Source organism: Ciceribacter sichuanensis, assembly GCF_024055605.1.
Lineage (GTDB): Bacteria > Pseudomonadota > Alphaproteobacteria > Rhizobiales > Rhizobiaceae > Allorhizobium > Allorhizobium sichuanense.
The window spans coordinates 197,943-223,118 of the sequence record NZ_JAMXLX010000003.1 but is presented as its reverse complement, the minus strand read 5'-3'; the positions used below and the strand labels follow the sequence as shown (position 1 = coordinate 223,118).

Below are 25,176 nucleotides of genomic sequence, written 5' to 3'. Positions count from 1 at the left end.
GCAACTGCGAAATATCTTCATAACCTGTCGTCCGGAGCAAGCCCCATCTGCGCCGTTTCGTCGAAAAATTACCCGTATCAGGTGATGAGGCCGAGCCTGAGAGCCAGCGCGACGACATGCTGGCGGTTCTTGGCGTTGAGCTTGTCCTGGATGCCGTTCATGTACCAGTCGACCGTGTGGTTGGATATCTGCAGGACCTTGCTGATCTCGTTCGAGGTCATTCCGTCGGCGAGATAGTTGAGAACTTCCATCTCTCGACGCGTCATCTTGGTATCGACGCTGGCAGCCGCGTCCAGTTCCTCGGTGTCCTTCTTCAGTTCGAGCAGACGCCAGAAGGCCTTCTTGGCAACTGCATCGAAAAGCGACATTTCCACGGGCGAAAGATCGACCGGCTTGCCACCGAGCGTCATGTTGCCAAGCAGGCCCTGACGTCCATGGATCGGGAAGATATATCCGTCCTCAAGGCCGAATCGAATTGATTCGCCCATCATGCGCTCCATGCGCTTGCGATGCGGGTCATTGCGGAAGGCGACAATGGTATCGCGCCAGCGGAAACCCTTCTGCGCCTGCGCAAGGTAGCGGATCGTCGGATCGATCAGCACGAATTTCTTGGCGATGTACGTTTCCGGCCAGCGATCCGGCCACCGCCCGACCAGCACCAGTTTCATCGGGTTCTCATGCGGCTTTGGATGACGCAAAAGACCATAATAATCAAAACGATAAACGCGGAGAAGCTTCTCCAGCTCGACGACAACTTCTTCCGGTGACCTGCATTCGTCAGCAACGACCAGGAACTGGATTATCTGATTGACACTCACATGAACCCCCAAGACCGCCGAAGCCGCAACATCACGAAAAAGCCATAGCTTTCGCGTTTGTCTTGCGCCCGTCCGGCACGATGTAAACCATTTGCTACCATATCTGGTTAGGAGGCATTTAAATTCGATATCCGAAATCTAGCCATTCCAGCCGGAACTAACCAACCAAAATCCGCCGCCAGCCCTCAATACGGCAGATCTTCCTCAAGTCTGCCTGCTCCGGCAGCGCAACCATTTGCCCCGGTTTCCAGCACTCCTCTTGCCTTGACGCCTGAAAAGCGCTTGAAGCTGTAAGAGGATAGCGGTTTACCGACGAGAGAACGCAATTGTCCCTGTTTCAAGTCTATATCAAGGCGCTCAAATACCTCTCGACCTATCGGTTCCGGGTGGCGCTGGTCGTATTCGCCAACATCATCCTCGCCGTCATCACCATCGCCGAGCCCATTCTTTTCGGCCGCATCATCGATGCCATCTCCGAAAAGCAGGATCCGAAGATGATCCTCATCGCCTGGGGCTGTTTCGGCGTCTTCAACACCTTTGCCTTCGTCCTCGTCGCGCGCGAAGCCGACCGTCTTGCCCACGGCCGCCGCGCTGACCTCCTGACCGAGGCCTTCGGCCGCATCATTTCCATGCCCCTGAGCTGGCACCAGAAACGTGGCACCTCGAACGCGCTCCACACCCTGCTGCGCGCCAGCGAAACGCTGTTCGGCCTCTGGCTCGAATTCATGCGCACCCATCTTTCGACGGCCGTGGCGCTCGCGCTGCTGATCCCGACCGCCTTTTCCATGGACGTTCGCCTCACCGCCGTTCTGATCGTCCTCAGCATCTTCTACGTTCTGATCGGCAAGACGGTAATGACTCGGACCAAGGAAGGGCAGGCCTCCGTCGAGAGCCATTACCACACCGTCTTTTCCCACGTCAGCGACTCGATCAGCAACGTCTCGGTCCTGCACAGCTACAACCGCATAGAAGCGGAAACGCGCGCCCTGAAGCGCTATGCCGAGCAGCTTCTCGCCGCCCAGTATCCCGTACTCGACTGGTGGGCCATCGCCAGCGCGCTGAACCGCATCGCCTCGACCATTTCCATGCTGATCATTCTGATCATCGGTACGCTGCTCGTCCAGCAGGGAGAACTCAAGGTCGGCGACATCATCGCCTTCACCGGCTTCGCCACGCTGCTGATCGGACGCCTCGACCAGATGCGCCAGTTTGCAACCCAGATCTTCGAGGCTCGCTCCAAGCTGGAGGATTTCTACCAGCTCGAGGATGCCGTCCAGGAGCGGGAGGAGCCGGCGGGCGCCGTCGAACTGCAGAACGTCAAAGGCAATGTCGAGTTCCGCGACGTCTCCTTCGATTTCGCCAATACCGGACAAGGCGTCCATGACGTGTCCTTCTCGGTGAAGGCGGGCCAGACCATTGCCATCGTCGGTCCGACCGGAGCTGGCAAGACCACGCTCATCAACCTGCTGCAGCGCGTCTATGTACCCCACAAGGGCAAGATCCTGATCGACGGCACCGACATTTCCACCGTCACCCGCAAGTCACTGCGCCATTCGATCGCCACCGTTTTTCAGGATGCAGGCCTGCTCAACCGCTCGATCCAGGAAAACATCCGCCTTGGCCGCGAAGACGCGACCGAGGAAGAGGTGATGAAGGCGGCGGAAGCGGCAGCGGCAACCGACTTCATCGAAAGCCGCCTCACCGGCTATACGACCGTGGTCGGCGAACGCGGCAACCGGCTCTCCGGTGGCGAGCGCCAGCGTATCGCGATTGCCCGCGCAATTCTGAAAAATGCTCCGATCCTCGTTCTCGACGAAGCCACGAGCGCGCTCGACGTGGAAACCGAAGCGCGCGTGAAAGACGCCATCGACCGACTGCGCAAGGACCGCACGACCTTCATCATCGCCCACCGCCTGTCCACGGTGCGCGAGGCAGATCTCGTGCTCTTCCTCGACCAGGGACGGATTATCGAGATGGGCGGCTATGACGAACTGAGTGCAAAGGGCGGCCGCTTCGCCTCGCTTCTGCGCACCAGCGGCCTGCTTACAGAAACCAAGGGTCAGTAGGCTTTCGTATCTCGGCAAGCACCGCGGATATCGAAGAAGACGCAATAGGCCCGGAATAGGTCGATGCCGGAGCGGCTTCGACTATATCCGGCCCGCGGGAAAGATGAGAAGTTCCGGGTGCCCGTAAAGCCCGAGATCATCGATGCCGCCTCGCCTCTCCCGTTTGATGACGGTCCTTCTTTGCCTGTTTTTCACGTTGCCCTCCATCGTCTCCGCCCAGGAGGGGCTGCGTGAGCGGGAGGACCGCTGGAATGAAGCGGCAGAACGAGCCGAGGAAGCGATCCTCAACGGCGCCGCCTCGCCTGCAGCACTGGAAATCCTGCGTGAGGAGCTTGCCGCCCAGAGGGCCGAGGCCTTCGAACTCATGGGTGCCGGCAGCATCACTGTCGAAAGCCTCCAGGCACAGCTGGAAGCTCTCGGCCCGGCACCGAAAAAGGATGAGAGCGAACCGGCATCCCGCGCCACACGCCGCGCCGAACTCACAAACGCGCTGTCCGAAGCGGAAGCACCCATCCTTGCCGCCCGGCAGGCCTTTAGCCGGTCGGAAGTGCTGATCGGCGGCGTCGACAGGCTCATCCGCCAGGCGCTGCGAGCCGAGATGTTCGCCCTGAGCCCCTCCCCCTTCATTCCGGCGAACTGGCTTCCGGCTCTTTCCGACGCCGGCGAATACATTGCGCGCATCCATGGCGAGATCGTCACGATGCTGCGAAATCCCGGGCAGGAGCTTCTCCTGCGGGAACGGGCGCCTGCCGCCGTGTCGATGATAACGGGTGCGCTTTTCATTCTCGGCCTTGTCCAGCCCGCCCTGATCCGACGGCTGGAGAACCGGGCCCGCGATCCACGGCTGGCCCGGCGCAATAGCGGCATGGTCGGCGCCCTTGCGTTGCGTCTCGCCCTGACGGCAATCGCCGCCGCCCTCTTGTCGCTCGCCCTGCAGACCCTGGATTTCGTGCCGCCCTCCGCAAGGACTGCTGTCAACGCACTTCCGAAACTCGTTTATGTCGCCGTGGCGCCCTATTGGCTCGGGCATCTGATCTTCGCACCCTCCATGCCGGAAGGCCGGCTGTTGCTGATGGACGACGCGCTCGCGCGGCGGGCCAGCCGTTACTGTACGGCGCTCGGTATTGTCGTCGTGTTCGAGGCGGTCAACCAGCTGGTGGAGATCGATTATACCTTCACCGCCGCGACACGCTCCATCTGGGCTGCGATTGTCGTGCTTGCCGGCAGCTATTGCCTCTGGCAACTTGCCCGCATCCTCGTCCAGGCCGGCCGCGACGATCCCACCAACCCTTCCGACGAGCATGATGGCGGCGTGCTGCTGATCGGTCGGCTGATACAGCTGGTCACCGGCGCCGCCATTGCATCCGTCGCCGTCGGCTATGTCGAGATCGCCCGCGAGGCGATGGACCCGATGATCATGTCCCTCGGCCTGGCTGGCGTCGCGGTCACCGTGCACAAGGTCCTCGTCTATCTGCTCCTCAGGCTTCTGGGCGGAAACGGCTACAGGGAGACGGCCGCGCAATCGCTCCTGCCGGTCGGCGTCGGCATCTTCGTGACGTTCCTTCTCCTGCCGGTCCTCGCCTTGCTCTGGGGTGCGCGAACCGCCGATCTGACCGATGCCTGGACCCTGCTGAATGAGGGTGTGGAGATCGGTGGCCGCCGCATCTCCGTCACCACCGCCGTCATGCTTCTGGCCGTCTTCGCATTCGGCATATTCGTCACGCGATGGCTCCAGCGTTTCCTCGGCAGGACCGTATTGCCGCGCACGCGGCTCGACAGTGGCGGCCGTAACGCGGTCGTCACGGGTTCCGGCTATGTCGGCCTGATCCTCTCGGCGCTTGTCGCCGTCTCGGTCGCAGGGCTGGACCTTTCCAATCTGGCAATTGTTGCCGGTGCGCTCTCGGTCGGCATCGGTTTCGGCCTGCAGGCGGTGGTCTCCAACTTCGTTTCCGGCATCATCCTGCTCGCCGAACGTCCGATCAGGGAAGGAGACTGGATCGAGGTATCCGGCCATTCCGGCATCGTGCAGAAGATTTCCGTCCGCTCCACCCGGATCGAGACCTTCGACCGACACGACGTGATCGTCCCGAACGCTGACCTCATCACCGGCGCGGTGAAGAACATGACGCTGAGTTCCACCATCGGCCGCATCATCATACCCGTCAGCGTTTCCCATGGCAGCGGCCTGGAGCTTGTCGCATCCATTCTGCGCCAGGCGGCCGAGCAGCACCCCAGGGTCGAAAGACAGCCCGCACCCGCGGTGCCGCTTGTCGGACTTGGGGAAAGCTCGATGGATTTCGAGCTCCGCTGTTTCATCGATGACGTGTCGGCCGGACTGTCCGTAAAATCGGATCTGCTTCACAATATCCATGCGGCCTTCGCGCGGGCCGGCATAGACATTCCCCATCCCCACCGCGATGTCCTCGTGCGCAATGTCGACGAGATCGCGAAGGCCTTTCTCGGCAATCTGCCGCCAGCGCCGGAGCCTCGCGATACGCCAGCCCCGCCGGTCTGAACGCCTGCACCATCAGGCATGGCCGGTATGCGCAGCGATACCTTCTTGAGCGGATTCTTTTCTTGACAATGCGCATCTGGTTTTGCAGAAAGAAGGGGCTGAAAGTCATGTTTCCCGGTCCACGAAACCATGCTGGTTTGTAGCTGTAATTTCATCACCGACAAAGAAATCAGGGACGTTATCAACGAACTCCTTGATGAGGACTGTTGGCAGCTCATTGTGCCCGCGAAGGTGTATCACGCCATGGGCAAGCGCGGCCGTTGCTGTGGCTGCTTCCCGAACGTGGTCGACATCATCATCAAGACGACCGAAGAATATCACGCCACTCACAACACGGATGGTGTGAAAGTGTGCGACTTCATGGAGCGCCTTCGCCGCTTCCATGAGGAGCAGAGGCTCGCCAATCTCGAGCGCCGCCGCAATCTCGGCAAGGTTGCCTGACCAATATGGGGCGTGCATCACTTTCGCGACGCCTTTGATAAAATCCCGTTTTATTTCAACGCCGAATGCGGAACGCATCCACGACGACAGTCGTTTCCAAAAACGCATTGCTGTTCTAGGATGAATATGGCAGTGTGCGCCTAATCTCGGATTAGAATAATTCTAAAATTGAGGACGAGGCCGCTCTAAGAGCTTCGTGCCGGTCATTGCAACACAGGTAGAGGATATCACCACCATGAAGGGCGATAAGAAAGTCATCGAAAGATTGAACGAGGCACTGTTCCTCGAGCTCGGCGCTGTAAACCAGTACTGGCTGCATTATCGCCTGCTGGAGGACTGGGGCTACCTGAAGCTCGCAAAGAAGGAGCGGGCTGAATCGATCGAGGAAATGCAGCACGCCGACAAGCTTGTTGCCCGCATCATCTTCCTCGAAGGCCATCCGAACCTGCAGACGCTCGCGCCGCTGCGCATCGGCCAGAACGTCAAGGAAGTTCTCGAAGCCGATCTCGCCGGCGAATACGACGCCCGCACCTCCTACAAGAAGTCCCGCGACATCTGTTACGAGGCTGGCGACTACGTCTCGATGAAGCTGTTCGAGACCCTTCTCGCCGATGAAGAAGGCCATATCGACTTCCTGGAAACCCAGCTCGAACTGCTCTCCAAGATCGGCGAACAGAAATACGGCCAGCTCAACGCGGCTTCCGCCGACGAAGCGGAATAAGGGCGAGTCTCGAACCGCAATTCCATATGGAAAAGGCCGGCGGTCTCAACGACCGCCGGCCTTTTTTGTTGGTTGATCCCGCTATCGCGATCAGGCGGGAACGCCGGCAAGATGCGAGAATTCCGCCACGACCTCGTCATAGACTTGACGCTTGAACGGAACGATCAGCTCCGGAAGCTCGGCCATCGGCTTCCAAGCCCAGGCATCGAATTCGGCGACGTGTCCGCCCGGCGGCGGCGAAATGGCGATCTCGTCCTCGTTGCCTTCGAAGCGGAAGGCAAACCAGCGCTGCGTCTGTCCCCGATACTTGCCCCTGAGACCGATGCCGATCAGCGCGGGGGGAAGGTCGTAGTTGATCCAGCGTCCGGCCTCGGCAAGGAACGACACGCTCTTCATGCCGGTTTCCTCGTAAAGCTCCCGGATCGCGGCAGCGAGCGGCTCCTCTCCCTTGTCGATACCGCCCTGCGGCATCTGCCAGAGCATCGGCGAACCGTCATATTCCGAATTGCCTTCCGGTATCCGCCGGCCTGCCCAGACAAGGCCGGCGCGGTTCAGCACCATGACGCCGACGCAGGGGCGGTAGGGCAGGTCTTCAGCTCTGATCTTGGGCTCGCTCATGTTCTCGTCTCATCCTCTGATTATTCCCCATCGGTCGCAAATGCGGATACGCCGACGATTTCGATACCTCGGCCCGAGGCTTCCTTTGCCCATTCGCGGATTGCGAGGATCGTTTCGTCGAAGGCCGAGGCGGTGCCGATGGCTCCGCCGCCGCGTCGCGCGATGCGTTCCAGCTCGTCCAGCTTGTCGAGAATGGCCCGCCGGTCGAGTTGACCATCGAGCAGCAGATTGCCATAGGCCTGCGGCATGCCGATCGCCTTGGCGAAATCACCGCTCAACGAACGTGCCGTGGACCCATCGTCCAGGAACAGCAGACCGCGCTTGCCGATATCGCGCATCACCGGCTCCAGCGCCTCGCCGTCAGCGAGGAACCGGCCGCCCATATAGTTCATGATGCCGGTATAATTGGTCATCCGCGCCATGGCTTCATGCAGGTTCTTCAGATTTTCATCGGCGGGCCTGCCTGTCAGCAGCGTACCGCGCCCAGGATCATTAGACGGATAATCAATTGGCTCGAACGGCACCTGCAGCAGGACCTCGTGACCCTTGCGACGCGCCTCCTGCATCCATCGCGTCAGGCTGTTGCCCGTTGAAGCGAAGGCCAGCGTGATTTCAGGGGGCAATTCCCTGATAGCCTTCTGGCTGCCCGTCTGGCTGAGGCCGATGCCCCCGACGACGATGGCGATACGGGTGCCGCGCGCGCCGGACCACGGCCGGGCATAAAGATCGATGGGCCGCAACCCATCCGGCCCAACCACCGGAATACGGCCTTCGGGCGTATCCTCAAGCAGGTTCTCGTCGGGAAGGGAGGCCATCCGCGGATCCTGGCCAACGTCCTGCGCACTGATCAGTGCGGGACCTTTGCCATCCCGAGCCTTGGGCGAATACTTCGTCACCACCGAACCGTCTTCGGTAACGGTGCGCTCAACATTGGCGCCGGAACGCGGCCGGCTGGCCTCCATTCCACCAGCCGCATCCGGCTTCGACGCAGCCGCTTCCGCTGGCGCGGGATCGGTCGTCCCCGGCTGATCCGTCTGATGCAGCACAGTCAGCGGCAGGGGCGTAAATGTCGAATAGGAGGAAAGACCGAGGAGGCCCACAACGGCAAGCCCGCCTGCAAGCGAGCTTAAAGGGACACGGCGGCGTGCGCCACGGTCTTTTCGGCTCTGACCGAGCGGTGCGTGGAGATCGGCGCTCAAGGTTATTCCGCTCCCGGGTCGCAGATGCGTTCGGGCGCCGGATCGCTCCGGCGCCCTCAGCGTTTACTTCGAAACGACGGCCTTCTGCGGATCCGGCGGGAAGGAAGGATCCGTCTTCACGCCGCGCAGCAGATCGAGCGCGTAGTTGAGCTGGAGGTCGTCCTTGGCTTCCGGCGGAACATAAGCCGAAGAGCCGGAGCCTTCCTCGTTTTCGTTCTGCCCCTTGATATGGCCCGGAAGAGCGGATTCGCCTTCGGAGCGAACCTTGCCCTGAAGTTCCGGCGGCAGCGGCTGTTCGACCTTGACGTCCGGCTCGATGCCGGTGCCCTGGATCGACTTGCCCGACGGCGTGTAATAAAGCGCCGTCGTCAGGCGCAGAGCACCCTTTTCACCCATCGGAATGATGGTCTGCACGGAGCCCTTGCCGAACGAACGCGTGCCGAGCACGGTCGCGCGCTTCAGATCCTGCAGCGCACCGGCCACGATTTCCGAAGCCGAGGCCGAACCGCCATTGACCAGCACGATCAGCGGCTTGCCATCGGTCAGGTCGCCGGCGCTGGCGTTGAAACGGCGGGTATCTTCCGGATCGCGCGAACGCGTGGAAACCACTTCGCCGCGCTCGAGGAAGGCGTCCGACACATAGATTGCCTGGTCGAGCAGACCGCCCGGGTTGAGACGGAGGTCGAGGACAAAGCCCTTCAGCTTGTCGGCCGGGACTTCCTTCTTGATCTTGGCGATCGCGGCTTCGAGGTCGTCATAGGTCTTCTCGGTGAACGAGATCACTCGGAGATAACCGACGTCGCCTTCGACGCGCGACTTGACCGCGCGGATCGGAATGATTTCGCGCACGACGCTAAGCTCGATCGGCTTGTCGGCGCCCTTGCGCAGGATGGTGAGCTTGATCGGCGTGTTGACCGGGCCGCGCATCTTGTCGACGGCCTCTTCCAGCTTCAGGCCGCGAACGGACTCGCCGTTGATATCGGAGATGAAGTCGCCAGCGAGAATGCCGGCCTTGGCGCCGGGCGTGTCGTCGATCGGCGTGATGACCTTGACCATCTCGTCTTCCATCGTCACTTCGATGCCGATGCCGCCGAACTCACCCTTGGTCTGGGTCTGCATGTCGGCAGCGTCCTTGGCATTCATGTAGACCGAATGCGGATCGAGCGAGCTCAGCATGCCGTTGATGGCGTTTTCAACCAGCTTTTCCTCATCTGGCGGCGTGACGTACTGGGCACGCACGCGCTCGAAGACGTCGCCGAAGATCGACAGTTCCTTGTAGGTCGAGGCTCCCGCTGCCTGAGCAGGAATTCCGGCCGAATAAAGAACGCTCATCGCAGTCGCACCCATCAGTGCACCGACGAGAACAAGAGAGACCCTACGTACCATTATCAGCCTTTCCAGAATCGTTCCCGGTCCACCACGGACGGGAATCAACCGGTTTTCCATCTTTGCGAAACTCAATGTAAAGGGTCGGACGATCGGTTTCCAGCGCCAAACCCGTCGCGCTCGCCACTCTTTTTTCTCCCATCACCGCCAGCGGTTCGCCTGAAAGCACGAACTTGCCCTGGCTGGTGCTGATCCTGTCCATGCCGGAGAGAACGACATGATAACCGTCGCCGGTATTGAGGATCACCATCTGTCCGTAACTGCGAAATTCCCCCGCGAAAACCACCCAGGCATCCGCAGGCGCCGTAACAAGCGCACCGGCAGATGCCGCGATCACCATGCCCCTGGCCGGGTGCCCCGTACCATCCGGATCGCCGAACTGGCGCAGGACATCGCCAGCCACGGGCAGTTCCAGTTTCTGCTTCAGTTCAGAGAACGGATATGCGGGCGCAATGCGGTTTTTATCAGGCAATGTCGAGAGCGCCAGCTCCCGCGCTTTCTGCTTTTGTTCCTCGGTCTGCTGCCGCCGTTTATCTTCTTCCGCACGCGCCGCTTCCGCCGCCTCGCGCACCGACGATGTCTCGCTTTCGAGCGAGGCGATCAGGCCTTCCATGGTGGAGGCGCGCTCGGCGAGCTGCTCCGCGCGCCGCCGCTCCGCATCGAGTTCCTCGGCATTCTGCTTCGAAAGCCGGTCGTTTTCGACGAGCAGCAGATCCATCCGCCGCTCTTCCTCCTGCCGGCTCTGCATAGTCGCAACGAGGTTCGTCATCTCCTTCTGGCCTTCATCACGCAGCCTCATGAGCTCCTGAAGATCCGCGGCAAGCCGGTCCGTCTCCTTGCGAACACCGGGAACCACCGCTCCGAGCAGGATCGCCGTACGCACCGAGGCAAGCGCATCGTCCGGACTGACCAGAAGGGCCGGCGGCGGATTGCGACCCATGCGCTGCAGCGCCGCCAGAACCTCCGCGAGAACCGCGCGCCTTTCCTTGAACGAGTGACGGATCCTGTCTTCCCGAATCCCGAAATCGGCAAGCTTTCGCTCGCCTTCGGCCATCTTCCGCTCGAGATCCTTGCGCCGTGAGGCGGATTCGATCAGCGCCGATTTCAGGCTCTCGGATGTCTTGGCAATGGCGGAAATGCTCTGCTGCAGGTTTTCGGACTTCTCCTGTGAAAGCTGCATACTGCGGGAAAGCTCCTGCAGTTCGCGGCCGATCTGGTCCCGTTTAAGGCGCAACGCCTGCGCAGCATCATCCGCTCCGGATTCAGGAGCAGGATTTGCCGAGGGTGCGACGCCGGGTGTTGCGGGGGACGCTGCGGCAGAAGCAGCCGGATCTGCTGGTTCGGCCGGTTCCTGCGCCCTTGCGGACGGCAGCACATGTCCGGCCATGACCGCAGCGAGCACCAGCGCTCCGCCCGCGCCGGCGCGCAGGAGGCGGCGTCCGGAGGCCATAGCGGCTTTTCGCATGGATGGTCGTTCGTCTTGTCGCAAGGGACTTTCCCGGTTTGCCGCGGAAATTACGCTGATTTGCCTTCGGGCGCAAAGCGCCATGCGGCAACAGGCGGGATCAGACCCGGTGATAGGGATGACCGGAAAGAATGGTGACGGCCCGGTAGAGTTGTTCTGCGATCAGGATCCGCACGAGTTGGTGCGGCCAGGTCAGTCTTCCGAGGTTGAGAACGACCTTTGCGCGCTCCCGAAGATCCGGATCGACGCCATCGGCGCCGCCGATCACGATTGCGAGATCACGCTGGCCCCGGTCGCGATGTTCGCCGAGCAGCGCGGCGAACTCCTCGCTATCGAGCGCCTTGCCGCGCTCGTCGAGCACAAGAAGCATCACGCCGTCCGGCATGCTTTTCAGCAGCTCGGCGGCTTCTTCACGCTTGCGCGTCTGAGCGTTTCCCGCGCGGCTTTCGGGGAGCTCGACCATGCGGGAAAGCTCGAGGCCGCTTGGCGGTCCTGCCTTTGCAAATCGGTCCAGATAACGGGACGCAAGTTCCTTCTCCGGCCCGGATTTCAGCCGGCCCACGGCATAGATGCCAATTCGCATGTCGCACTCCATCCATTTCGGCCGCAAAACCTGATCGGCAGCGATAGTCTGGATCGCTGCATCGCTCGGCTTCCTTCACTGCCGGGTTAGCGGCAGCCGGCCGACAGTCGATGGCTTAGTGCAGCCGCCCTTCATCGATATCCGGAGCCGCCCACATCTTTTCGATGTTGTAGAACTCGCGGATTTCAGGACGGAACACATGCACGATCACGTCACCGGTGTCTATCAGCACCCAGTCACCCGTTTCCAGTCCCTCGACACGGGCGGAGCGGAAGCCCTCGTCCTTGAGGTCGGACATCAGGTGCTCGCTGATAGCGGTCACATGCCGGTTCGAACGCCCGGAGACAACGACCATATAGTCGCCCAGCGCGGACTTTCCGGCAATGTTGATGGTGACGATATCTTCTGCCTTGGAGTCCTCGAGGCTTGCGAGGACCAGCTCAAGCTCGCGGGCTGCGGCATCGGCGCCACGTTCCGGGCTTTTGGGAAGGACGACAGGCATCTTTCCCTTGGTGTGTACTGTTGTCAGAGTTTTTCCTTTCCTTGGCATAACAGAACAGCACGTCGGCGATTCCCTCGTTGGGAAATCGCTCATAGAAGGTGGCACCGTTCCATTAATCTTTCAAGAGAGCCCGAATTGGCTATGTGGACAGCGCGGAGGGCATCATTCGGCAGCCTCCCGGAGCGCGGTCGAACTGAGGGGTGAACGCGGCCCGTGGATGAAGGTCCAGGCCGGAGCCTTCTTCTTCCAGAGCACGCCGGCATCATCCTCGTCGATGCGGGCATAATCGAAGGTGCGCGCCATTTTCGAGGAAAGATAGGAAAGCGTCGAACCCGGCCTGTCGATGACCGCTATGGGGAAGGTCTCCGCGATCCGACGCCAATGCTGCCACTTGTGGAACGACTTGAGATTGTCCGCACCCATGATCCAGATAAAGCGAGCATGCGGGTTGCGCGCCTTCACATAATCGAGCGTCCGCGCCGTATAGCTGGTGCCGAGCGTTTGTTCGAATGCCGTCACCTTGATGCGGGGATCGGCGGCGATCTCCTCGCATTTCGCCAGCCTTTCGGAGAGCGGCGCAAGATTGTTATGGCTCTTCAAAGGATTGCCCGGCGTCACGATCCACCAGAGCTGGTCGAGACCGAGACGCCGGATTGCGATCTCGGCCACCAGCGTATGCCCTTCATGCGGCGGATTGAAAGACCCGCCGAACAGGCCGATCACCATGCCTCGCTCGGTATGCGGCATGTATCGGTACCGGTAGGCAATCGGGTCTTTCGCCGTCACGTCAGGGCCGCACCTGTCCGGTGCCACGCACACGGTACTTGAAGGATGTGAGCTGTTCGACGCCGACCGGACCACGCGCATGCATCTTGCCGGTGGCAATGCCGATTTCAGCCCCCATGCCGAATTCGCCGCCATCGGCGAACTGGGTGGAAGCGTTATGCAGCAGGATCGCGGAATCAATCTCGTTGAAGAAGCGCTCCACGACCTCAGGATTTTCCGCAAGGACCGCTTCCGTATGGTTGGACGAATAGCGGTTGATGTGGTCGATCGCACCCGACACACCATCGACGATCGCAACGGAAATGATGGCGTCGAGATATTCGGTGCGCCAGTCTTCTTCCGTCGCAGCCTTGAAACCGGGATGAACCTTGAGCACCGTGGCCGAAGCACGGATTTCGCAGCCCGCTTCCGTCAGCGCGTCGAGAAGCGGCATCAGATGCGTGCCGATCGCCGCGCTGTCGACCAGCAGGGTTTCGGCCGAACCGCAGATGCCAGTACGACGCATCTTGGAATTGACTACGATCTTCCTGGCCATCTCGATATCAGCCGAAGCGTCCACGTAGATATGGCAAAGGCCTTCCAGATGGGCGAAGACCGGCACGCGCGCCTCCGACTGGACGCGGGCGACGAGGCTCTTGCCTCCACGCGGCACGATCACGTCGATTGCTCCACCAAGGCCGGTCAGCATGGCCCCGACCGCGGCGCGATCCGTAACAGGAACGAGCTGGATGGTGTCGGCCGGCAGGCCTGCCTTTTCCAGACCCTTCACGAGGCAGGCGTGGATTGCTCGCGAGGAATGGACCGAATCCGATCCGCCACGCAGGATGACGGCGTTGCCGGCCTTCAGGCACAGCGCACCGGCATCCGCCGTCACGTTCGGGCGGCTCTCATAGATCACGCCGATCACACCAAGCGGCGTGCGCACGCGTTCGATCTTGAGACCGTTCGGACGCTCCCAGGCGGCGATCACTTCGCCGACGGGATCCTTCAGCTCCGCAACCTCCCGAATACCCTTTGCGATGGCCGCGACACGGCCGGAATCGAGCGTCAGGCGATCCATGAAGGAGCCCGTCAGGCCCGATGCCTTGCCGTTCGCGACATCCATGGCATTGGCAGCAAGGATCGCCTCCTCACCGGCCAGGATCGCATCGGCCATGGCAACGAGCGCCGCATTCTTCTGCTCGGTTGGGGCAATTGCCAACGGTCGGGCAGCAGCACGGGCGCTGCGGCCGATATCGAGCATGAGGGCGTCGATGTCCGTGTGGTTGGCTTTTGCCTTGTCAAGCATGGGCTTCGTCCTTGTTTTCAGCACTCGCATGGTAGTCGTGCTTATGCGCCGGATCGGTCATCACCAGATCGTCCCGGTGGATCATGGCCGAACGGCCGGCATAGCCGAGGATTTCCTCGATCTCGCCGGACTTGCGGCCGGCAATCTTGCGGGCATCGTCGGCATCGTAGCCGGCAAGCCCCCGGGCAATCTCGCGGCCCTCGGTCCCGATCACCGAAACAGTGTCGCCGCGGCTGAACTGGCCGGCAACCATGCGCACACCGGCCGGAAGCAGGCTCTTGCCCGCCTTGAGCGCACCCTGCGCGCCGGCATCGATATGCAGTTCGCCCGCCGGCTGCAGCTGGCCGGCAATCCAGGTCTTGCGTGCGGTGACGGGCGCCGCAGACGGCGCAAACCATGAATGACGCGCACCATCGATGATGCTTTTCAACGGGTGATCGGCCTTGCCCGAAGCGATGATCATCGCGCAGCCCGCTCCGGTCGCAATCTTGCCGGCATCGATCTTGGTCCGCATGCCGCCGCGCGAGAACTCGGACGCCGCCCCGCCGGCCATCGCCTCGATCTCCGGCGTGATCTCGGCAATCGCGTCGAGGAACTTCGCCTGCGGATCGAGATGAGGCGGTGCCGTGTAAAGACCGTCGATATCCGACAACAACACCAGCAGGTCGGCCCCGGCCATGGTGGCGACGCGGGCGGCAAGCCGGTCGTTGTCGCCATAGCGGATTTCGGTGGTGGCGACCGTGTCGTTCTCGTTGATGATCGGCACCGCGCCGATCTTTAGAAGCTGCTTCAGCGTTGCGCGCGCGTTGAGATAACGCCGGCGTTCCTCAGTATCGCCGAGCGTCAGAAGAATCTGGCCTGCAACGATGGAGGAACGTGAAAGGCTTTCCGACCAGTGACGCGCCAGTGCAATCTGCCCGACAGCCGCCGCCGCCTGGCTTTCCTCCAGCTTCAGCGCTCCGGATGGAAGGTCGAGCACCGTTCTTCCGAGCGCAATCGCACCCGAGGAAACGACAAGAACATCGATGCCGCGCGCCTTGAGTTCCGCGATATCGTCGCAAATGGCATCAAGCCAGCTCTTCTTCAGGCCGCTGCCGCGATCAACCAGCAGCGCCGAGCCGATCTTGATGACGATGCGCTTGTAGCGCGTCAGCGATTTGCGTGCGGCGGCCATGCTATTCGTCGCTTTCCGTATCCGTATCCAGATCGCGCTTGCGGTTCTTGTCCTTCTTTTCCCGAAGATCCACATCGCCGTTTTCGGCGACGATGACGTCTCGGAGCGCACGCAGCGCCTCGGTCATGCCCTTGCCGGTAATGGCGGAGAGAAGCAGCGGCACCTTGCCGGACGCCTTCTTCAGCTCCTGCGCCTTCTTCTTCAGGCCCGCCTCGTCAAGCACGTCGATCTGCGACAGCGCAACGATCTCCGGCTTGTCCTCGAGCCCGCCGCCATAGGCTTCCAGCTCATGTTTCACGGTCTTGTAGGCCTTGCCGACATTCTCTTCCTGCGCGGAAACGAGGTGCAGCAGAACGCGCGTACGCTCGACATGGCCAAGGAACCGGTCGCCGATGCCCACACCTTCATGGGCGCCTTCGATCAGGCCGGGAATGTCCGCGAGAATGAACTCCCGTTCGTCGATGGTCGCCACGCCGAGGTTCGGATGCAGCGTCGTGAAGGGATAGTTGGCGATCTTCGGCCGGGCGCGGGTCACCGCTGCAAGGAAGGTCGACTTGCCCGCATTCGGCAGACCGACGAGACCGGCATCCGCAATCAGCTTCAGCCTGAGCCAGATGGTCTTTTCCTCGCCCTCGAGACCAGGATTGGCCCAGTTCGGCGCCTGGTTGGTGGCCGACTTGAAATGCGCATTGCCGAAGCCGCCATTACCGCCCTTGCCAAGCCTGAAGCGCTGGCCTTCCACCGTCATATCGACAATCAGCGTCTCGTTGTCTTCCTCGAAGATCTGCGTCCCGACCGGCACTTTCAGCGTCACGTCGTCGCCATTCGCGCCGGTGCGGTTGCGGCCCATGCCATGCATACCGACCTTGGCCTTGAAATGCTGCTGGAAGCGGAAGTCGATCAGCGTGTTGAGACCATTGACCGCCTCGACCCACACGTCACCGCCGCGTCCGCCATCGCCGCCGTCCGGCCCGCCGAACTCGACGAATTTTTCGCGACGGAACGAGACGCTGCCGGCGCCACCGTCGCCTGAGCGGATATAAACCTTTGCCTCGTCGAGAAATTTCATGCTTCAGCCATTGATAACGTGTCGGGATGTACGGAATTTATGCGGCCATCGATATAGCCGGTTGAAGCGGAGGTCAAAGAGTATCGTGAAGTTCGTCAGCTACAACATCCAGTTCGGCATGGGTCTGGATGACAAATTCGATCCCGTGCGGATCGCCGACAGCATCCGGGAGGCGGATGTCATCGCATTGCAGGAAGTCACTCGCGGTTTTCATCGAAACGGTCATGCCGATCTCGCCGAAACCTTCGGCAAGCTCTTCCCCGACTACTTCTGTGCCTTCGCGGCCGCATGCGATGTCCTGATAGACCATCAGATCATCGAAGGACGCCGCAGCGAACGGCGTTTCCAGTTCGGCAACATGGTGCTGTCGCGCTATCCGATCCTCGCAACCCGCAACCTGCTCCTGCCGCGCAGCCGCACCTATGACAAGCTGAACCTGCAGCGCGGCGCCGTCGAAGCGGTCATCGACGCGCCGGGCGGCCCGCTGCGCGTCTATTCCCTGCATCTCGACCATGTCTCGCCCGGCGAACGGATCGCCCAGATCCGCTTCATCAAGGAGCGTGTCGCAAATTTTGGCCGCGAAGGCGGAGCGCTGACGGGAGCCGGTCAATTCGGACTCCCGGATCTGCCACTTCCCTCCGGCTATCTCATCATGGGCGACTTCAACATGGAGCCGGAGTCGCCGGAATATATCGAGATGGTCGGCCTCGACGACGCCTTCTACGGTCGCGTTCCACGCGCCGACCTGCCGCTCGATGCTCTGGCGCATCGCCGCGCCCACAGCCCGGAAGGCTACAGCTGGATGAGTCCCGATCGCACCGTGCGCAAGCATCTCGACTATTGTTTCCTCAGTGGTGATCTCGCCCCTCGCCTGAAGAGTGCGAATGTCGATATTTCCGCCCCAGGCTCCGATCATTTCCCGGTCTGGGTCGAGCTCGACTGATGCCCGGCCCTGAATACTGGCGATACCGGGCAGCTTGTGCCCGCCCGGTATCCTATTCTCATGCACCCGGCCGGAAATCCGCCTGCGTGACCTGCGTCTCGATATGCGGCGCAACCGCATTGCGGGAACGCGAGTAGAGATCGCCGCTGCGGGTGACCGCAAAGCCGAGCTTTTCCTGGATGCGCAGCGAAGCGGCATTGTCGGCGAAAGCGCCGGAATGCAGCACCTCGTCGGGCATGCGCCGGAAAAAGCGCTCGACCGCCGCTCCCGCCGCCTCGGACATGATGCCCTTGCCCCAGTAATAGCGATCCAGCCAATAGCCGAGATGCCACTGGCCATGCCGAAGTTCGATTCCGACGGCGCCGATATGCACGTCGTCACCGCCAAGGGTAATGGCGAACGACCAGTCGGGTGTGATGTCCGAGGTCGCCCGGCTCAACCAGTCGATCGCGTCCTCCCGGTCATAGGGAACCGGCACCCGCGCCAGCATCCGCACGACCTGATAGTCCGAAAACGACTGGGCGATCGCATCGGCATCGCTCATGCGGTGAGGCCTCAGCACCAGCCGCCTCGTCTCGATGGTCGGGCAGGGGCCGGGCGGGCGCGTCGCCGCACGCTGGGCATCGGGACGCTGGGAGAGAGCGTTCATCTCATCTCCCCCCAGCTCTTGAGCGACATCCAGGTCTTGCGGTCGAGCCGATACCATTCCACCGGCATCATGCCGCCGGTTGCGAGATTGCCGACCATGCCCGAGCCCTGGAACTGGAAGCCACACTTCTGGATAACCCGCCGCGAGGCAATGTTGGTGACCCTGCAGCGGGCATCGATCCGCTCGATGTCGCGGGTACGGAAGGCCATATCGATCAGCGCATGCGCCGCTTCGGTGGCATAACCCTTGTTCCAGTAGGGCTCGCCGAGCCAGTATCCGATTTCGAGCGTTTCATCGTCGTTGGAATGCGGCTCCAGTCCGCAGCAACCGAGAAACTCACCATTGACGGCTTTTGTGATGGCATAGACGCACTTGCCAATCTCGCCGATATTCGTGCGTCGCACGAAGTCGGCGGCGTCTTTCATCGTATACGGGTGCGGCATGCGCGACACCATGGTCGCGATTGCGGCGTTGTTGGCGAGATGGGCAAGGGCGTCGATGTCTTCTTCGTGAGGAGCCCGCATGACGAGCCGTTGCGATAACAAGACGGGGCAATCGCTCCGTTGCCGATCCGGCCTGAACCGGTCCTGGGGTGACCGGGATTGGTCGACCCTTAACAATTCACTCTGCATGGTTCAGTCTCCTTCTGGTTGAAAGACAAAAGAAAAAGGGGAGTTGGGTGGCGCCCCATCTCCCCTGTTTTCTTGACTGAACCTGATACGGACAGCCGGGTCGATGAGACGCCGGCTGTTTAGAGCGTTACCGGCTTATTCCGCTGCTTCTGCCGTTTTCGGCATTACGGACACGTATACTCGGCCGTTGGCCTTCGTACGGTACGCAACATTGCCGGCGGTAAGTGCAAAGATCGTATGATCCTTGCCAAGGCCGACGTTCGCGCCCGGATGCCACTGGGTGCCGCGCTGACGCAGAATGATGTTGCCTGCAACGACGACTTCGCCGCCGAACTTCTTCACGCCAAGGCGCTTGGACTCGGAATCGCGACCGTTACGCGAGGAACCGCCAGCTTTTTTGTGTGCCATTGGAGTTCTCCTTTAAAACCTAGTTCTCGTTTGAGCGCGATTAAGCGGCTACGATGTCGGTGATGCGCACCACGGTGTGGTGCTGGCGATGGCCGCGCGAACGCTTGGAATTCTGGCGACGACGCTTCTTGAATGCGATCACCTTCTTGCCACGGGTCTGCTCGACGACTTCAGCCTTGACGGAAGCACCGGCGACGAAAGGCGCGCCGATCTTCGCATCGGCGCCTTCGCCGACAACGAGGACTTCGGTGAATTCTACGGTTGCACCAGCTTCGGCTTCCAGCTTTTCGATGGAGAGCACGTCGTTGGTGTTGACGCGGTACTGCTTACCGCCGGTCTTGATGACTGCGAACATTTTTTATCCTTTCATGTTCGTTCCAGCTCTGTCCGGCTTGCCGGGCGGCTGTCTTTTTGTCAGTCGGTGTAGCGGACGCCAGCGGTTCTATCGAACCCGAAACATTCGCCGGTGGAGCCCCGCATCGAAGCAGGGAAAAACGAGACACAGTACGCCCATGTCTAATTCCCCGGTCGCATACGTGAGACGCAAAAAACTGTCAAGATAAAAGCTTATGGTAACGCGATATTCGCGCTTGCCAGCCTTCGAAACTCCCGCTAAGAGACACCCCGCGCTGACCAACGCGTCATCATGCTCAAGCGGAGAGGTGGCTGAGTGGTCGAAAGCACCGCACTCGAAATGCGGCATACGGGCAACCGTATCGTGGGTTCGAATCCCACCCTCTCCGCCATTATCGACCCTTGGGGTCTAAGGCTTTCCCGAGATCTGCTGAATTCTCTTGATTTCAGTTGCCTATGCCGAAACTGGCCAGGGCCACACTTGAGGCGCTTCCTCGCTATTGAGCTTCGATTGAGAAGGCGGCGGGAGAACCCGCCGCATCCGTTAGTGAAGATCAATTCGGCGCCAGGGCATCTGTGAAGGATGGACACCCCGGAGAAAGCGAACAATGTCATTTCTTCCATAGGTTCCATGACGGCTAGCACCCAATAGCACGACCGGCTGGCCGAGCCGGACGCTGAGGGCAAAGACAGCCCTATCAGCTTCGTAGCGGCGACGCGTCATCGTGGCTTCCTTATTCGGAAGCCTTGAATGACGGCGCAGCAAAAACGCAAAACGATTTTATGAGTTTACGGCCTAGTGAAAATTGCGCCCCTTCGGCATGACACCGGAAACATCGTTGCGCGCGGCCGGTAAAAGCCCCGGCAGATCGGCATCCGCACCTGTTTGCGCCGGCTGTCGGGACGACCGGTTCTGCGGTCGGGGCATCAGACGGGCATTGTCGGGAGCGCCGGGGCGGTTGGCATCTTCCTTCAGCAAGCCGAGCTTTTCCGTCGAATCCACGATCCTTTCGGCCACGATGTGGATGACGCCACTTGCCTTCTGCAGCCGGCCATGGACCGTCACCAGCCGTGAGCCCATCACGACCGGGCGGTAACGCTCGAAGGTCTTCTTCCAGACGATGATATTGGCAACACCGGTTTCGTCCTCGATGGTCATAAAGATGACACCCTTGGCCGAGCCGGGTCTCTGGCGCACCAGAACGAGGCCGGCGACCTTCACGAAGTGGCCGGGAGCAATATCTTCCAGTTTGGCAGACCGGACGATACCGCTCGCTGCAAGATCGGCACGCAGGAAGGAAAGCGGATGGGCCTTCAGCGAAAGGGCAAGCACCCGGTAGTCCTGAATGACCGCCTCACTCGCCGGCATCGGCCGCAACGACATCCGCTCCTCCGCCTGCAGTTCGCAATCGGCGGCCTTTTCGAAGAGAGGCAGGTTTTCGACCACCGTCTCCTTGTCCAGCGCGCGCGCCGCCCAGAGCGCATCCCGCCGGCCTAGCCCCATGGAGGCGAAGGCATCGGCATCGGCAAGCAATTCGATCGTCGACCGCGACAGGCCGGTCTTCAGCCAGAGATCCCTGACAGAAACATAACCACCTCCTCGCCGCTGGACGAGCCGTTCCATATCCGCCTCGGAAAGCCCCTTGGCCAGACGGAACCCCAGCCGCACCGCCCTCGTGCTGCGAATGACCCCATGCATCGACGCGTGCCGCGGCGCGACACGCGTTGCGGCGAAGCCATTCTCCTCCAGTCCGGCATCCCAGCCTGAGAAATTCACATCGACCGGCCGGACATCCACCCCGTGCTCGCGCGCATCGCGTATGAGCTGGGCCGGCGCATAGAACCCCATCGGCTGGGAATTGAGCATCGCCGCACAGAAAACATCCGGATAGAAGGCCTTCATCCACGCCGAGGCATAGACCAGCAGCGCAAAGGAGGCCGCGTGGCTTTCGGGAAAGCCATATTCGCCGAAGCCCTCGATCTGGCTGAAGCATTGGCCAGCAAAGTCCCGTTCATAACCCTTGGCGATCATGCCATCGACGAAACGCTGCCTGAAATCGGCGACCTGCCCCGTTCGGCGGAACGTCGCCATGGCGCGCCGCAACCGATCTGCTTCGGCCGGGGTGAAACCGGCGGCAGTGATCGCGATCTGCATGGCCTGTTCCTGAAAGAGCGGCACCCCCAGCGTCCGTTCCAGAACGGTCTTCAGCTCGGGTTTCGGATATGTGACCTCCCGGCCTAACCGCTCATTTTCACGGTTTTTCAGATAGGGGTGGACCATCTTGCCCTGGATTGGCCCCGGCCGGACGATCGCCACCTCGATCACCAGATCGTAAAACTTTCGGGGCCTTAGCCGCGGCAGCATGCTCATCTGCGCTCGGCTCTCGATCTGGAAGACGCCCAGGGTATCGGCCCGGCAGATCATGTCGTAGACGTCGTTCTGATGATCATGGAAGAGAGTGGCAAGCGTCTCCTCGCGTCCGTAATGATGGGCGAGCAGCTTCATCGCCTTGGCGAGGCAGGTGAGCATGCCAAGGGCGAGAACATCGACCTTGAGGATCTTCAGCGTATCGAGGTCGTCCTTGTTCCACTCCACCATGTAGCGGCCATCGGCGGTGTTCATGATCGGCACCACTTCATCGAGCCTGTCCCGGGTAATGACGAAGCCGCCGACATGCTGGGAAAGATGCCGGGGGAAACCCAGCAGAGCCGAAGCATAACGGAGCACGCTCAGCGTCGTCGGATTGGTGAGTTCGAGCCCCGCTGCCCGCGCCTCGCGCTCCGAAAGCTCGGACGTTGACCAGCCCCATATCGACCCCGCAAGCGCCGACTGCACATCTTCCGAAAGGCCGAAGACCTTGGCCGTCTCGCGCCCCGCCGAACGCGCCCGGTAGCTGATGACCGCCGCCGTCAGCGCCGCATGCTCCTTTCCATATGCCTTGTAGATGAACTGGATCACCTCCTCGCGCCGGGCATGCTCGAAGTCGACATCGATATCCGGCGGCTCCTCGCGCTCGGTCGAGATGAAGCGGTCGAAAAGCAGCGTCGTCTCCGACGGATCCACCTCGGTGATGCTGAGGCAGTAGCACACGGCGGAATTGGCGGCCGAGCCGCGTCCCTGGCAGAGAATATCCTGGCTGCGGGCATAGGTGATGATGCGATGGACCGTCAGGAAGTAGGGTTCGTAACGCTTGTCCGCGATCAGGTTCAGTTCGTATTCGAGGAGGCCTGCGACCTTGGGCGGAACGCCATCCGGGAAGCGCCGGGCGGCCCCCTCGTAGGTCAGCCGGCGCAGGGCCTTGTCCACCGGCTCGCCATCGACCGTTTCGTCGGGATATTGATGGCTGAGTTCGTCGAGGGAAAACTGCAGCCGGCCGAAAAAGTCGGCCGTGGCCGTGATCGCCTCAGGATAGAGATGGAAAAGACGCACCATTTCCGCCGGCGGCTTCAGATGTCGCTCGGCATTGGCGGCGAGATGGAAACCCGCCTCGGCCAGCGTCACATGCTCGCGAATGGCGACGACCACATCGGCGAGCGGCTTGCGTTCAGGCACATGATAGCCGGGTTCGTTGCTGGCGATCAGCGGGATCGAAAGCCTTTCGCCAATCTCGAACAGTTGCGCGAACGTCAGCCGGTCGAGACCGTCATAGCGGGGTACGAGCACAAGATAGAGCCGGTCTCTCAGATGTTCTGCAAGGTCCGCAAGTTGTCCGGAAAACGCTTCTGCCTGCTCAGGATCGGCAAATGCCGGCGCCATGGCCGCAAACATGAGATCTTCGGACCATTCGAGAAGATCGGCTTCATACAGCGTGCACACGCCCTTCTCCGACCGCAGGTTTCCCGCGCTCAGCATCCGGCAGAGATGCCCCCAGCCGCGCCGGTTCATCGGATAGGCCAGAAGCTCCGGCGTGCCATCGGCAAAGACCAGCCGGGCGCCGGGCCTGATGGCGTAGCCTGTGACTCTCGCCGCGGCATGCATGCGCACCACGCCCGCCACCGTGTTGCGATCGGCAAGTCCGAGCCCCGCAATGCCGAGTTCGGCCGCTGCCGCCACCATTTCCTCAGGGTGAGCGGCTCCCTCGAGAAATGAGAAGTTGCTCCTTGCCCCTATCTCGAAGAAAACAGGCGTGCTCATGCGAAGAGCCCCTGCATGAACCAGTCGGGATCGGTGGCACCGCGTTCGTACAGTCCCTGACGGTAAAGCCAGAAACGATGGCCGGCACTGTCCTCGATGCGGAAATAATCCCGTGGGGACGCATCCTCGCCATCGATCCACCACTCCGCGCTCAACCGCTCCGGCCCTTCGGCCCGCACGACCCGGTGCAAGGCGCGGCGCCAGCGAAAGCTCGCCGGCGGACCATCCGGCACCGCCGCCATAACCTGAACCGGCTCGGGATGAGCAAGGAGCCGCATCGGCCGCTCATTGCGCACCGGCGGCGCAACCTTCACCGCTGCCGGCGTGGCGTCGACAAGCGGCGCAAGACCGGAAGCCCGCTCCGGCCAATGGCTGGCATGGAGCACGGGCTGCCTGAGAAAATCCCGCCCGAAACGCGCGGCCACCCGGTCGATGAAATCGAGAGACTGGTCCGCATCGGAGGAGCGAGCACCAAACGCCACCTGTTTCTGGTCGAGAGGTTCCGACTGCAGCACGTTGAGCCTGAGGATCTCGAAACCGAAACCGGCATCTAGGTCGTCATGCAGCACGGTCATGCGCTCGTTGAACAGGGCCTTGATCCTCGCGGCATCGCGCAAGGGGCTTGCCGCGCCGATTTCGATGCGGAAAACGCGCCCGTCCACCCTGAAGAGCAGGAGTTCGAACAGCCGCCCGCCTTCGCCGCGCGCCTCCAGCCCGGATCTCAAGCCTGTCGCCAGTCGCCCGACGAGATCGGGGATCGCTTCCTCGTCGCGAACCGGTTCGGCAAGACGCCGCTCGACCGAAAGAAGGGCAACCGGCCGACGCGGCACGATCGGCTCTCCCTCCCGCCCGAGCGCCTGGTCGAGCCTGAGCAGAAGCTCCGGCCCGAAGCGCCGCGTCAGTGGTCCGCGCGGCGCGGCGAGCAAATCGCCCACCTGCTTGAGGCCCACCCGGGCAAGCGCCAGCGACATATCCGTATCGATGCGCAGCGCCCGCATCGGAAAGGCAGAAAGGATCCCGACCATCGCTTCATCGGCAATCACCTGCCTGTCCGAAAACCGCGCCGCCGCCCAGGAGAGGCCGGGGGTCGAGGAAATCGCCCCCCGCACCTCAAGGCCAAGCTGGAGGAGACGCCCCAGAATATCACCGATCAGGCCCTGCTCTCCACCAAAGAGGTGCGCGCAACCGGTAATGTCGAGAAGTAGCCCATCGACCCCGTCGATCGCCACCAGCGGCGTGTAGCGGTCGCACCAGTCGGCGATCGCCTCGAGAAACTGCCGGTCCGAATGCTGATCGGCCTCGGCGACATCGAGCGTGGGGCAGATTGCCCGTGCTTCCGCAAGGCCCTGCCCGGTCCTCAGACCGATCGCCTCGGCCGCCTCGTCGAGCGCCGTCAGCCGCATGCTGTTCTGCACCCGGCCGGC

General features: G+C 61.6%; 22 protein-coding genes and 1 tRNA gene. 5 read left to right on the top strand and 18 right to left on the bottom strand.

The features are described from left to right. Positions 1-77 precede the first annotated feature (77 nt). Positions 78-818, bottom strand: a complete 741-nt coding sequence (locus tag NBH21_RS11720) for a LuxR family transcriptional regulator (RefSeq protein ID WP_250913526.1) — start codon at positions 816-818, stop codon at positions 78-80. Positions 819-1,144: 326 nt separating this feature from the next. On the opposite strand from NBH21_RS11720, the gene NBH21_RS11715 reads away from it, so the two are divergent. Beyond that, complete coding sequence (locus NBH21_RS11715; protein ID WP_250913527.1) at positions 1,145-2,884, top strand: glucan ABC transporter ATP-binding protein/ permease; 1,740 nt, start codon at positions 1,145-1,147, stop codon at positions 2,882-2,884. Positions 2,885-3,026: 142 nt separating this feature from the next. Then, positions 3,027-5,399, top strand: coding sequence for a DUF3772 domain-containing protein (locus NBH21_RS11710; protein ID WP_250913528.1), 2,373 nt, complete (start codon positions 3,027-3,029; stop codon positions 5,397-5,399). A gap of 105 nt (positions 5,400-5,504) precedes the next feature. On the opposite strand, the gene NBH21_RS26235 is transcribed toward NBH21_RS11710, so the two are convergent. Next, a complete protein-coding gene (locus NBH21_RS26235; RefSeq protein WP_425340405.1) occupies positions 5,505-5,948 on the bottom strand; it encodes a hypothetical protein in 444 nt (147 codons plus the stop codon). A gap of 127 nt (positions 5,949-6,075) precedes the next feature. On the opposite strand from NBH21_RS26235, the gene bfr reads away from it, so the two are divergent. Then, positions 6,076-6,561: a bacterioferritin gene (gene bfr, locus NBH21_RS11700; protein WP_099059639.1), complete on the top strand. Its 486-nt coding sequence runs from the start codon at positions 6,076-6,078 to the stop codon at positions 6,559-6,561. A gap of 90 nt (positions 6,562-6,651) precedes the next feature. On the opposite strand, the gene NBH21_RS11695 is transcribed toward bfr, so the two are convergent. The 10 genes from NBH21_RS11695 to obgE all read right to left on the bottom strand — a co-directional run bounded on the left by NBH21_RS11695 (position 6,652) and on the right by obgE (position 16,631). Next, positions 6,652-7,179: an RNA pyrophosphohydrolase gene (locus NBH21_RS11695; protein ID WP_250913530.1), complete on the bottom strand. Its 528-nt coding sequence runs from the start codon at positions 7,177-7,179 to the stop codon at positions 6,652-6,654. 20 nt (positions 7,180-7,199) lie between these two features. Next, the gene (locus NBH21_RS11690; protein ID WP_250913531.1) at positions 7,200-8,378 is read right to left on the bottom strand and encodes a divergent polysaccharide deacetylase family protein; all 1,179 of its coding nucleotides are present in this window, start codon (positions 8,376-8,378) and stop codon (positions 7,200-7,202) included. Between the two features lie 63 nt (positions 8,379-8,441). Beyond that, positions 8,442-9,764 (bottom strand): S41 family peptidase, encoded by a 1,323-nt coding sequence (locus NBH21_RS11685; protein WP_250913532.1) that lies wholly within the window; start codon positions 9,762-9,764, stop codon positions 8,442-8,444. Beyond that, positions 9,754-11,229 carry a murein hydrolase activator EnvC family protein gene (locus tag NBH21_RS11680; protein ID WP_250913533.1) on the bottom strand — a complete coding sequence of 492 codons (1,476 nt, stop codon included), beginning with the start codon at positions 11,227-11,229 and terminating at the stop codon, positions 9,754-9,756. The genes NBH21_RS11685 and NBH21_RS11680 overlap by 11 nt, the downstream gene beginning before the upstream one ends. A 100-nt stretch (positions 11,230-11,329) precedes the next feature. After that, positions 11,330-11,812, bottom strand: a complete 483-nt coding sequence (gene rlmH, locus NBH21_RS11675; RefSeq protein ID WP_250913534.1) for a 23S rRNA (pseudouridine(1915)-N(3))-methyltransferase RlmH — start codon at positions 11,810-11,812, stop codon at positions 11,330-11,332. A gap of 115 nt (positions 11,813-11,927) precedes the next feature. Beyond that, positions 11,928-12,362 carry a ribosome silencing factor gene (gene rsfS / locus NBH21_RS11670; protein ID WP_250913535.1) on the bottom strand — a complete coding sequence of 145 codons (435 nt, stop codon included), beginning with the start codon at positions 12,360-12,362 and terminating at the stop codon, positions 11,928-11,930. A gap of 114 nt (positions 12,363-12,476) precedes the next feature. Then, positions 12,477-13,127 (bottom strand): nicotinate-nucleotide adenylyltransferase, encoded by a 651-nt coding sequence (locus tag NBH21_RS11665; protein ID WP_250913536.1) that lies wholly within the window; start codon positions 13,125-13,127, stop codon positions 12,477-12,479. Then, the gene (locus NBH21_RS11660) at positions 13,102-14,388 is read right to left on the bottom strand and encodes a glutamate-5-semialdehyde dehydrogenase (protein ID WP_250913537.1); all 1,287 of its coding nucleotides are present in this window, start codon (positions 14,386-14,388) and stop codon (positions 13,102-13,104) included. The genes NBH21_RS11665 and NBH21_RS11660 overlap by 26 nt, the downstream gene beginning before the upstream one ends. Beyond that, positions 14,381-15,562 (bottom strand): glutamate 5-kinase, encoded by a 1,182-nt coding sequence (gene proB / locus NBH21_RS11655; RefSeq protein ID WP_250913538.1) that lies wholly within the window; start codon positions 15,560-15,562, stop codon positions 14,381-14,383. The genes NBH21_RS11660 and proB overlap by 8 nt, the downstream gene beginning before the upstream one ends. 1 nt (position 15,563) lies before the next feature. Further along, entirely contained in the window at positions 15,564-16,631 is a 1,068-nt protein-coding gene (gene obgE / locus NBH21_RS11650; RefSeq protein ID WP_250913539.1) for a GTPase ObgE, read from the bottom strand. Between the two features lie 85 nt (positions 16,632-16,716). Here obgE and NBH21_RS11645 point away from each other — a divergent pair, with 85 nt between their 5' ends. Then, positions 16,717-17,574, top strand: a complete 858-nt coding sequence (locus NBH21_RS11645; protein ID WP_250913540.1) for an endonuclease/exonuclease/phosphatase family protein — start codon at positions 16,717-16,719, stop codon at positions 17,572-17,574. A gap of 58 nt (positions 17,575-17,632) precedes the next feature. On the opposite strand, the gene NBH21_RS11640 is transcribed toward NBH21_RS11645, so the two are convergent. The 4 genes from NBH21_RS11640 to rplU form a co-directional block, all read right to left on the bottom strand. After that, positions 17,633-18,223 carry a GNAT family N-acetyltransferase gene (locus tag NBH21_RS11640; RefSeq protein WP_250913541.1) on the bottom strand — a complete coding sequence of 197 codons (591 nt, stop codon included), beginning with the start codon at positions 18,221-18,223 and terminating at the stop codon, positions 17,633-17,635. Then, positions 18,220-18,855, bottom strand: a complete 636-nt coding sequence (locus NBH21_RS11635) for a GNAT family N-acetyltransferase (protein ID WP_250913542.1) — start codon at positions 18,853-18,855, stop codon at positions 18,220-18,222. The genes NBH21_RS11640 and NBH21_RS11635 overlap by 4 nt, the downstream gene beginning before the upstream one ends. A gap of 135 nt (positions 18,856-18,990) precedes the next feature. Continuing rightward, positions 18,991-19,263, bottom strand: a complete 273-nt coding sequence (gene rpmA / locus NBH21_RS11630; protein ID WP_163902171.1) for a 50S ribosomal protein L27 — start codon at positions 19,261-19,263, stop codon at positions 18,991-18,993. Between the two features lie 40 nt (positions 19,264-19,303). Beyond that, positions 19,304-19,618: a 50S ribosomal protein L21 gene (gene rplU, locus NBH21_RS11625; protein ID WP_112830514.1), complete on the bottom strand. Its 315-nt coding sequence runs from the start codon at positions 19,616-19,618 to the stop codon at positions 19,304-19,306. Between the two features lie 301 nt (positions 19,619-19,919). Here rplU and NBH21_RS11620 point away from each other — a divergent pair. Further along, positions 19,920-20,009 (top strand) — tRNA-Ser (locus NBH21_RS11620). A 404-nt stretch (positions 20,010-20,413) separates the two neighbouring features. Here the strand turns inward: NBH21_RS11620 and NBH21_RS11615 are convergent. Further along, positions 20,414-23,752, bottom strand: a complete 3,339-nt coding sequence (locus NBH21_RS11615; protein WP_250913543.1) for an error-prone DNA polymerase — start codon at positions 23,750-23,752, stop codon at positions 20,414-20,416. Beyond that, entirely contained in the window at positions 23,749-25,155 is a 1,407-nt protein-coding gene (locus NBH21_RS11610) for a Y-family DNA polymerase (protein ID WP_250913544.1), read from the bottom strand. Before NBH21_RS11610 ends, NBH21_RS11615 begins: the two co-directional genes overlap by 4 nt. Positions 25,156-25,176: the final 21 nt, after the last annotated feature.

Bases quoted from the DNA above. Each gene is read 5' to 3' on its own strand.
- NBH21_RS11710 (WP_250913528.1), top strand. From the start codon at position 3,027: ATGCCGCCTCGCCTCTCCCGTTTGATGACGGTCCTTCTTTGCCTGTTT.
- NBH21_RS26235 (WP_425340405.1), bottom strand. From the start codon at position 5,948: ATGCGTTTTTGGAAACGACTGTCGTCGTGGATGCGTTCCGCATTCGGC.
- bfr (WP_099059639.1), top strand. From the start codon at position 6,076: ATGAAGGGCGATAAGAAAGTCATCGAAAGATTGAACGAGGCACTGTTC.
- NBH21_RS11695 (WP_250913530.1), bottom strand. From the start codon at position 7,179: ATGAGCGAGCCCAAGATCAGAGCTGAAGACCTGCCCTACCGCCCCTGC.
- NBH21_RS11685 (WP_250913532.1), bottom strand. From the start codon at position 9,764: ATGGTACGTAGGGTCTCTCTTGTTCTCGTCGGTGCACTGATGGGTGCG.
- NBH21_RS11680 (WP_250913533.1), bottom strand. From the start codon at position 11,229: ATGCGAAAAGCCGCTATGGCCTCCGGACGCCGCCTCCTGCGCGCCGGC.
- rlmH (WP_250913534.1), bottom strand. From the start codon at position 11,812: ATGCGAATTGGCATCTATGCCGTGGGCCGGCTGAAATCCGGGCCGGAG.
- rsfS (WP_250913535.1), bottom strand. From the start codon at position 12,362: ATGCCAAGGAAAGGAAAAACTCTGACAACAGTACACACCAAGGGAAAG.
- NBH21_RS11660 (WP_250913537.1), bottom strand. From the start codon at position 14,388: ATGCTTGACAAGGCAAAAGCCAACCACACGGACATCGACGCCCTCATG.
- proB (WP_250913538.1), bottom strand. From the start codon at position 15,562: ATGGCCGCCGCACGCAAATCGCTGACGCGCTACAAGCGCATCGTCATC.
- obgE (WP_250913539.1), bottom strand. From the start codon at position 16,631: ATGAAATTTCTCGACGAGGCAAAGGTTTATATCCGCTCAGGCGACGGT.
- NBH21_RS11640 (WP_250913541.1), bottom strand. From the start codon at position 18,223: ATGAACGCTCTCTCCCAGCGTCCCGATGCCCAGCGTGCGGCGACGCGC.
- NBH21_RS11635 (WP_250913542.1), bottom strand. From the start codon at position 18,855: ATGCAGAGTGAATTGTTAAGGGTCGACCAATCCCGGTCACCCCAGGAC.
- rpmA (WP_163902171.1), bottom strand. From the start codon at position 19,263: ATGGCACACAAAAAAGCTGGCGGTTCCTCGCGTAACGGTCGCGATTCC.
- rplU (WP_112830514.1), bottom strand. From the start codon at position 19,618: ATGTTCGCAGTCATCAAGACCGGCGGTAAGCAGTACCGCGTCAACACC.
- NBH21_RS11615 (WP_250913543.1), bottom strand. From the start codon at position 23,752: ATGAGCACGCCTGTTTTCTTCGAGATAGGGGCAAGGAGCAACTTCTCA.
- NBH21_RS11610 (WP_250913544.1), bottom strand. From the start codon at position 25,155: ATGCGGCTGACGGCGCTCGACGAGGCGGCCGAGGCGATCGGTCTGAGG.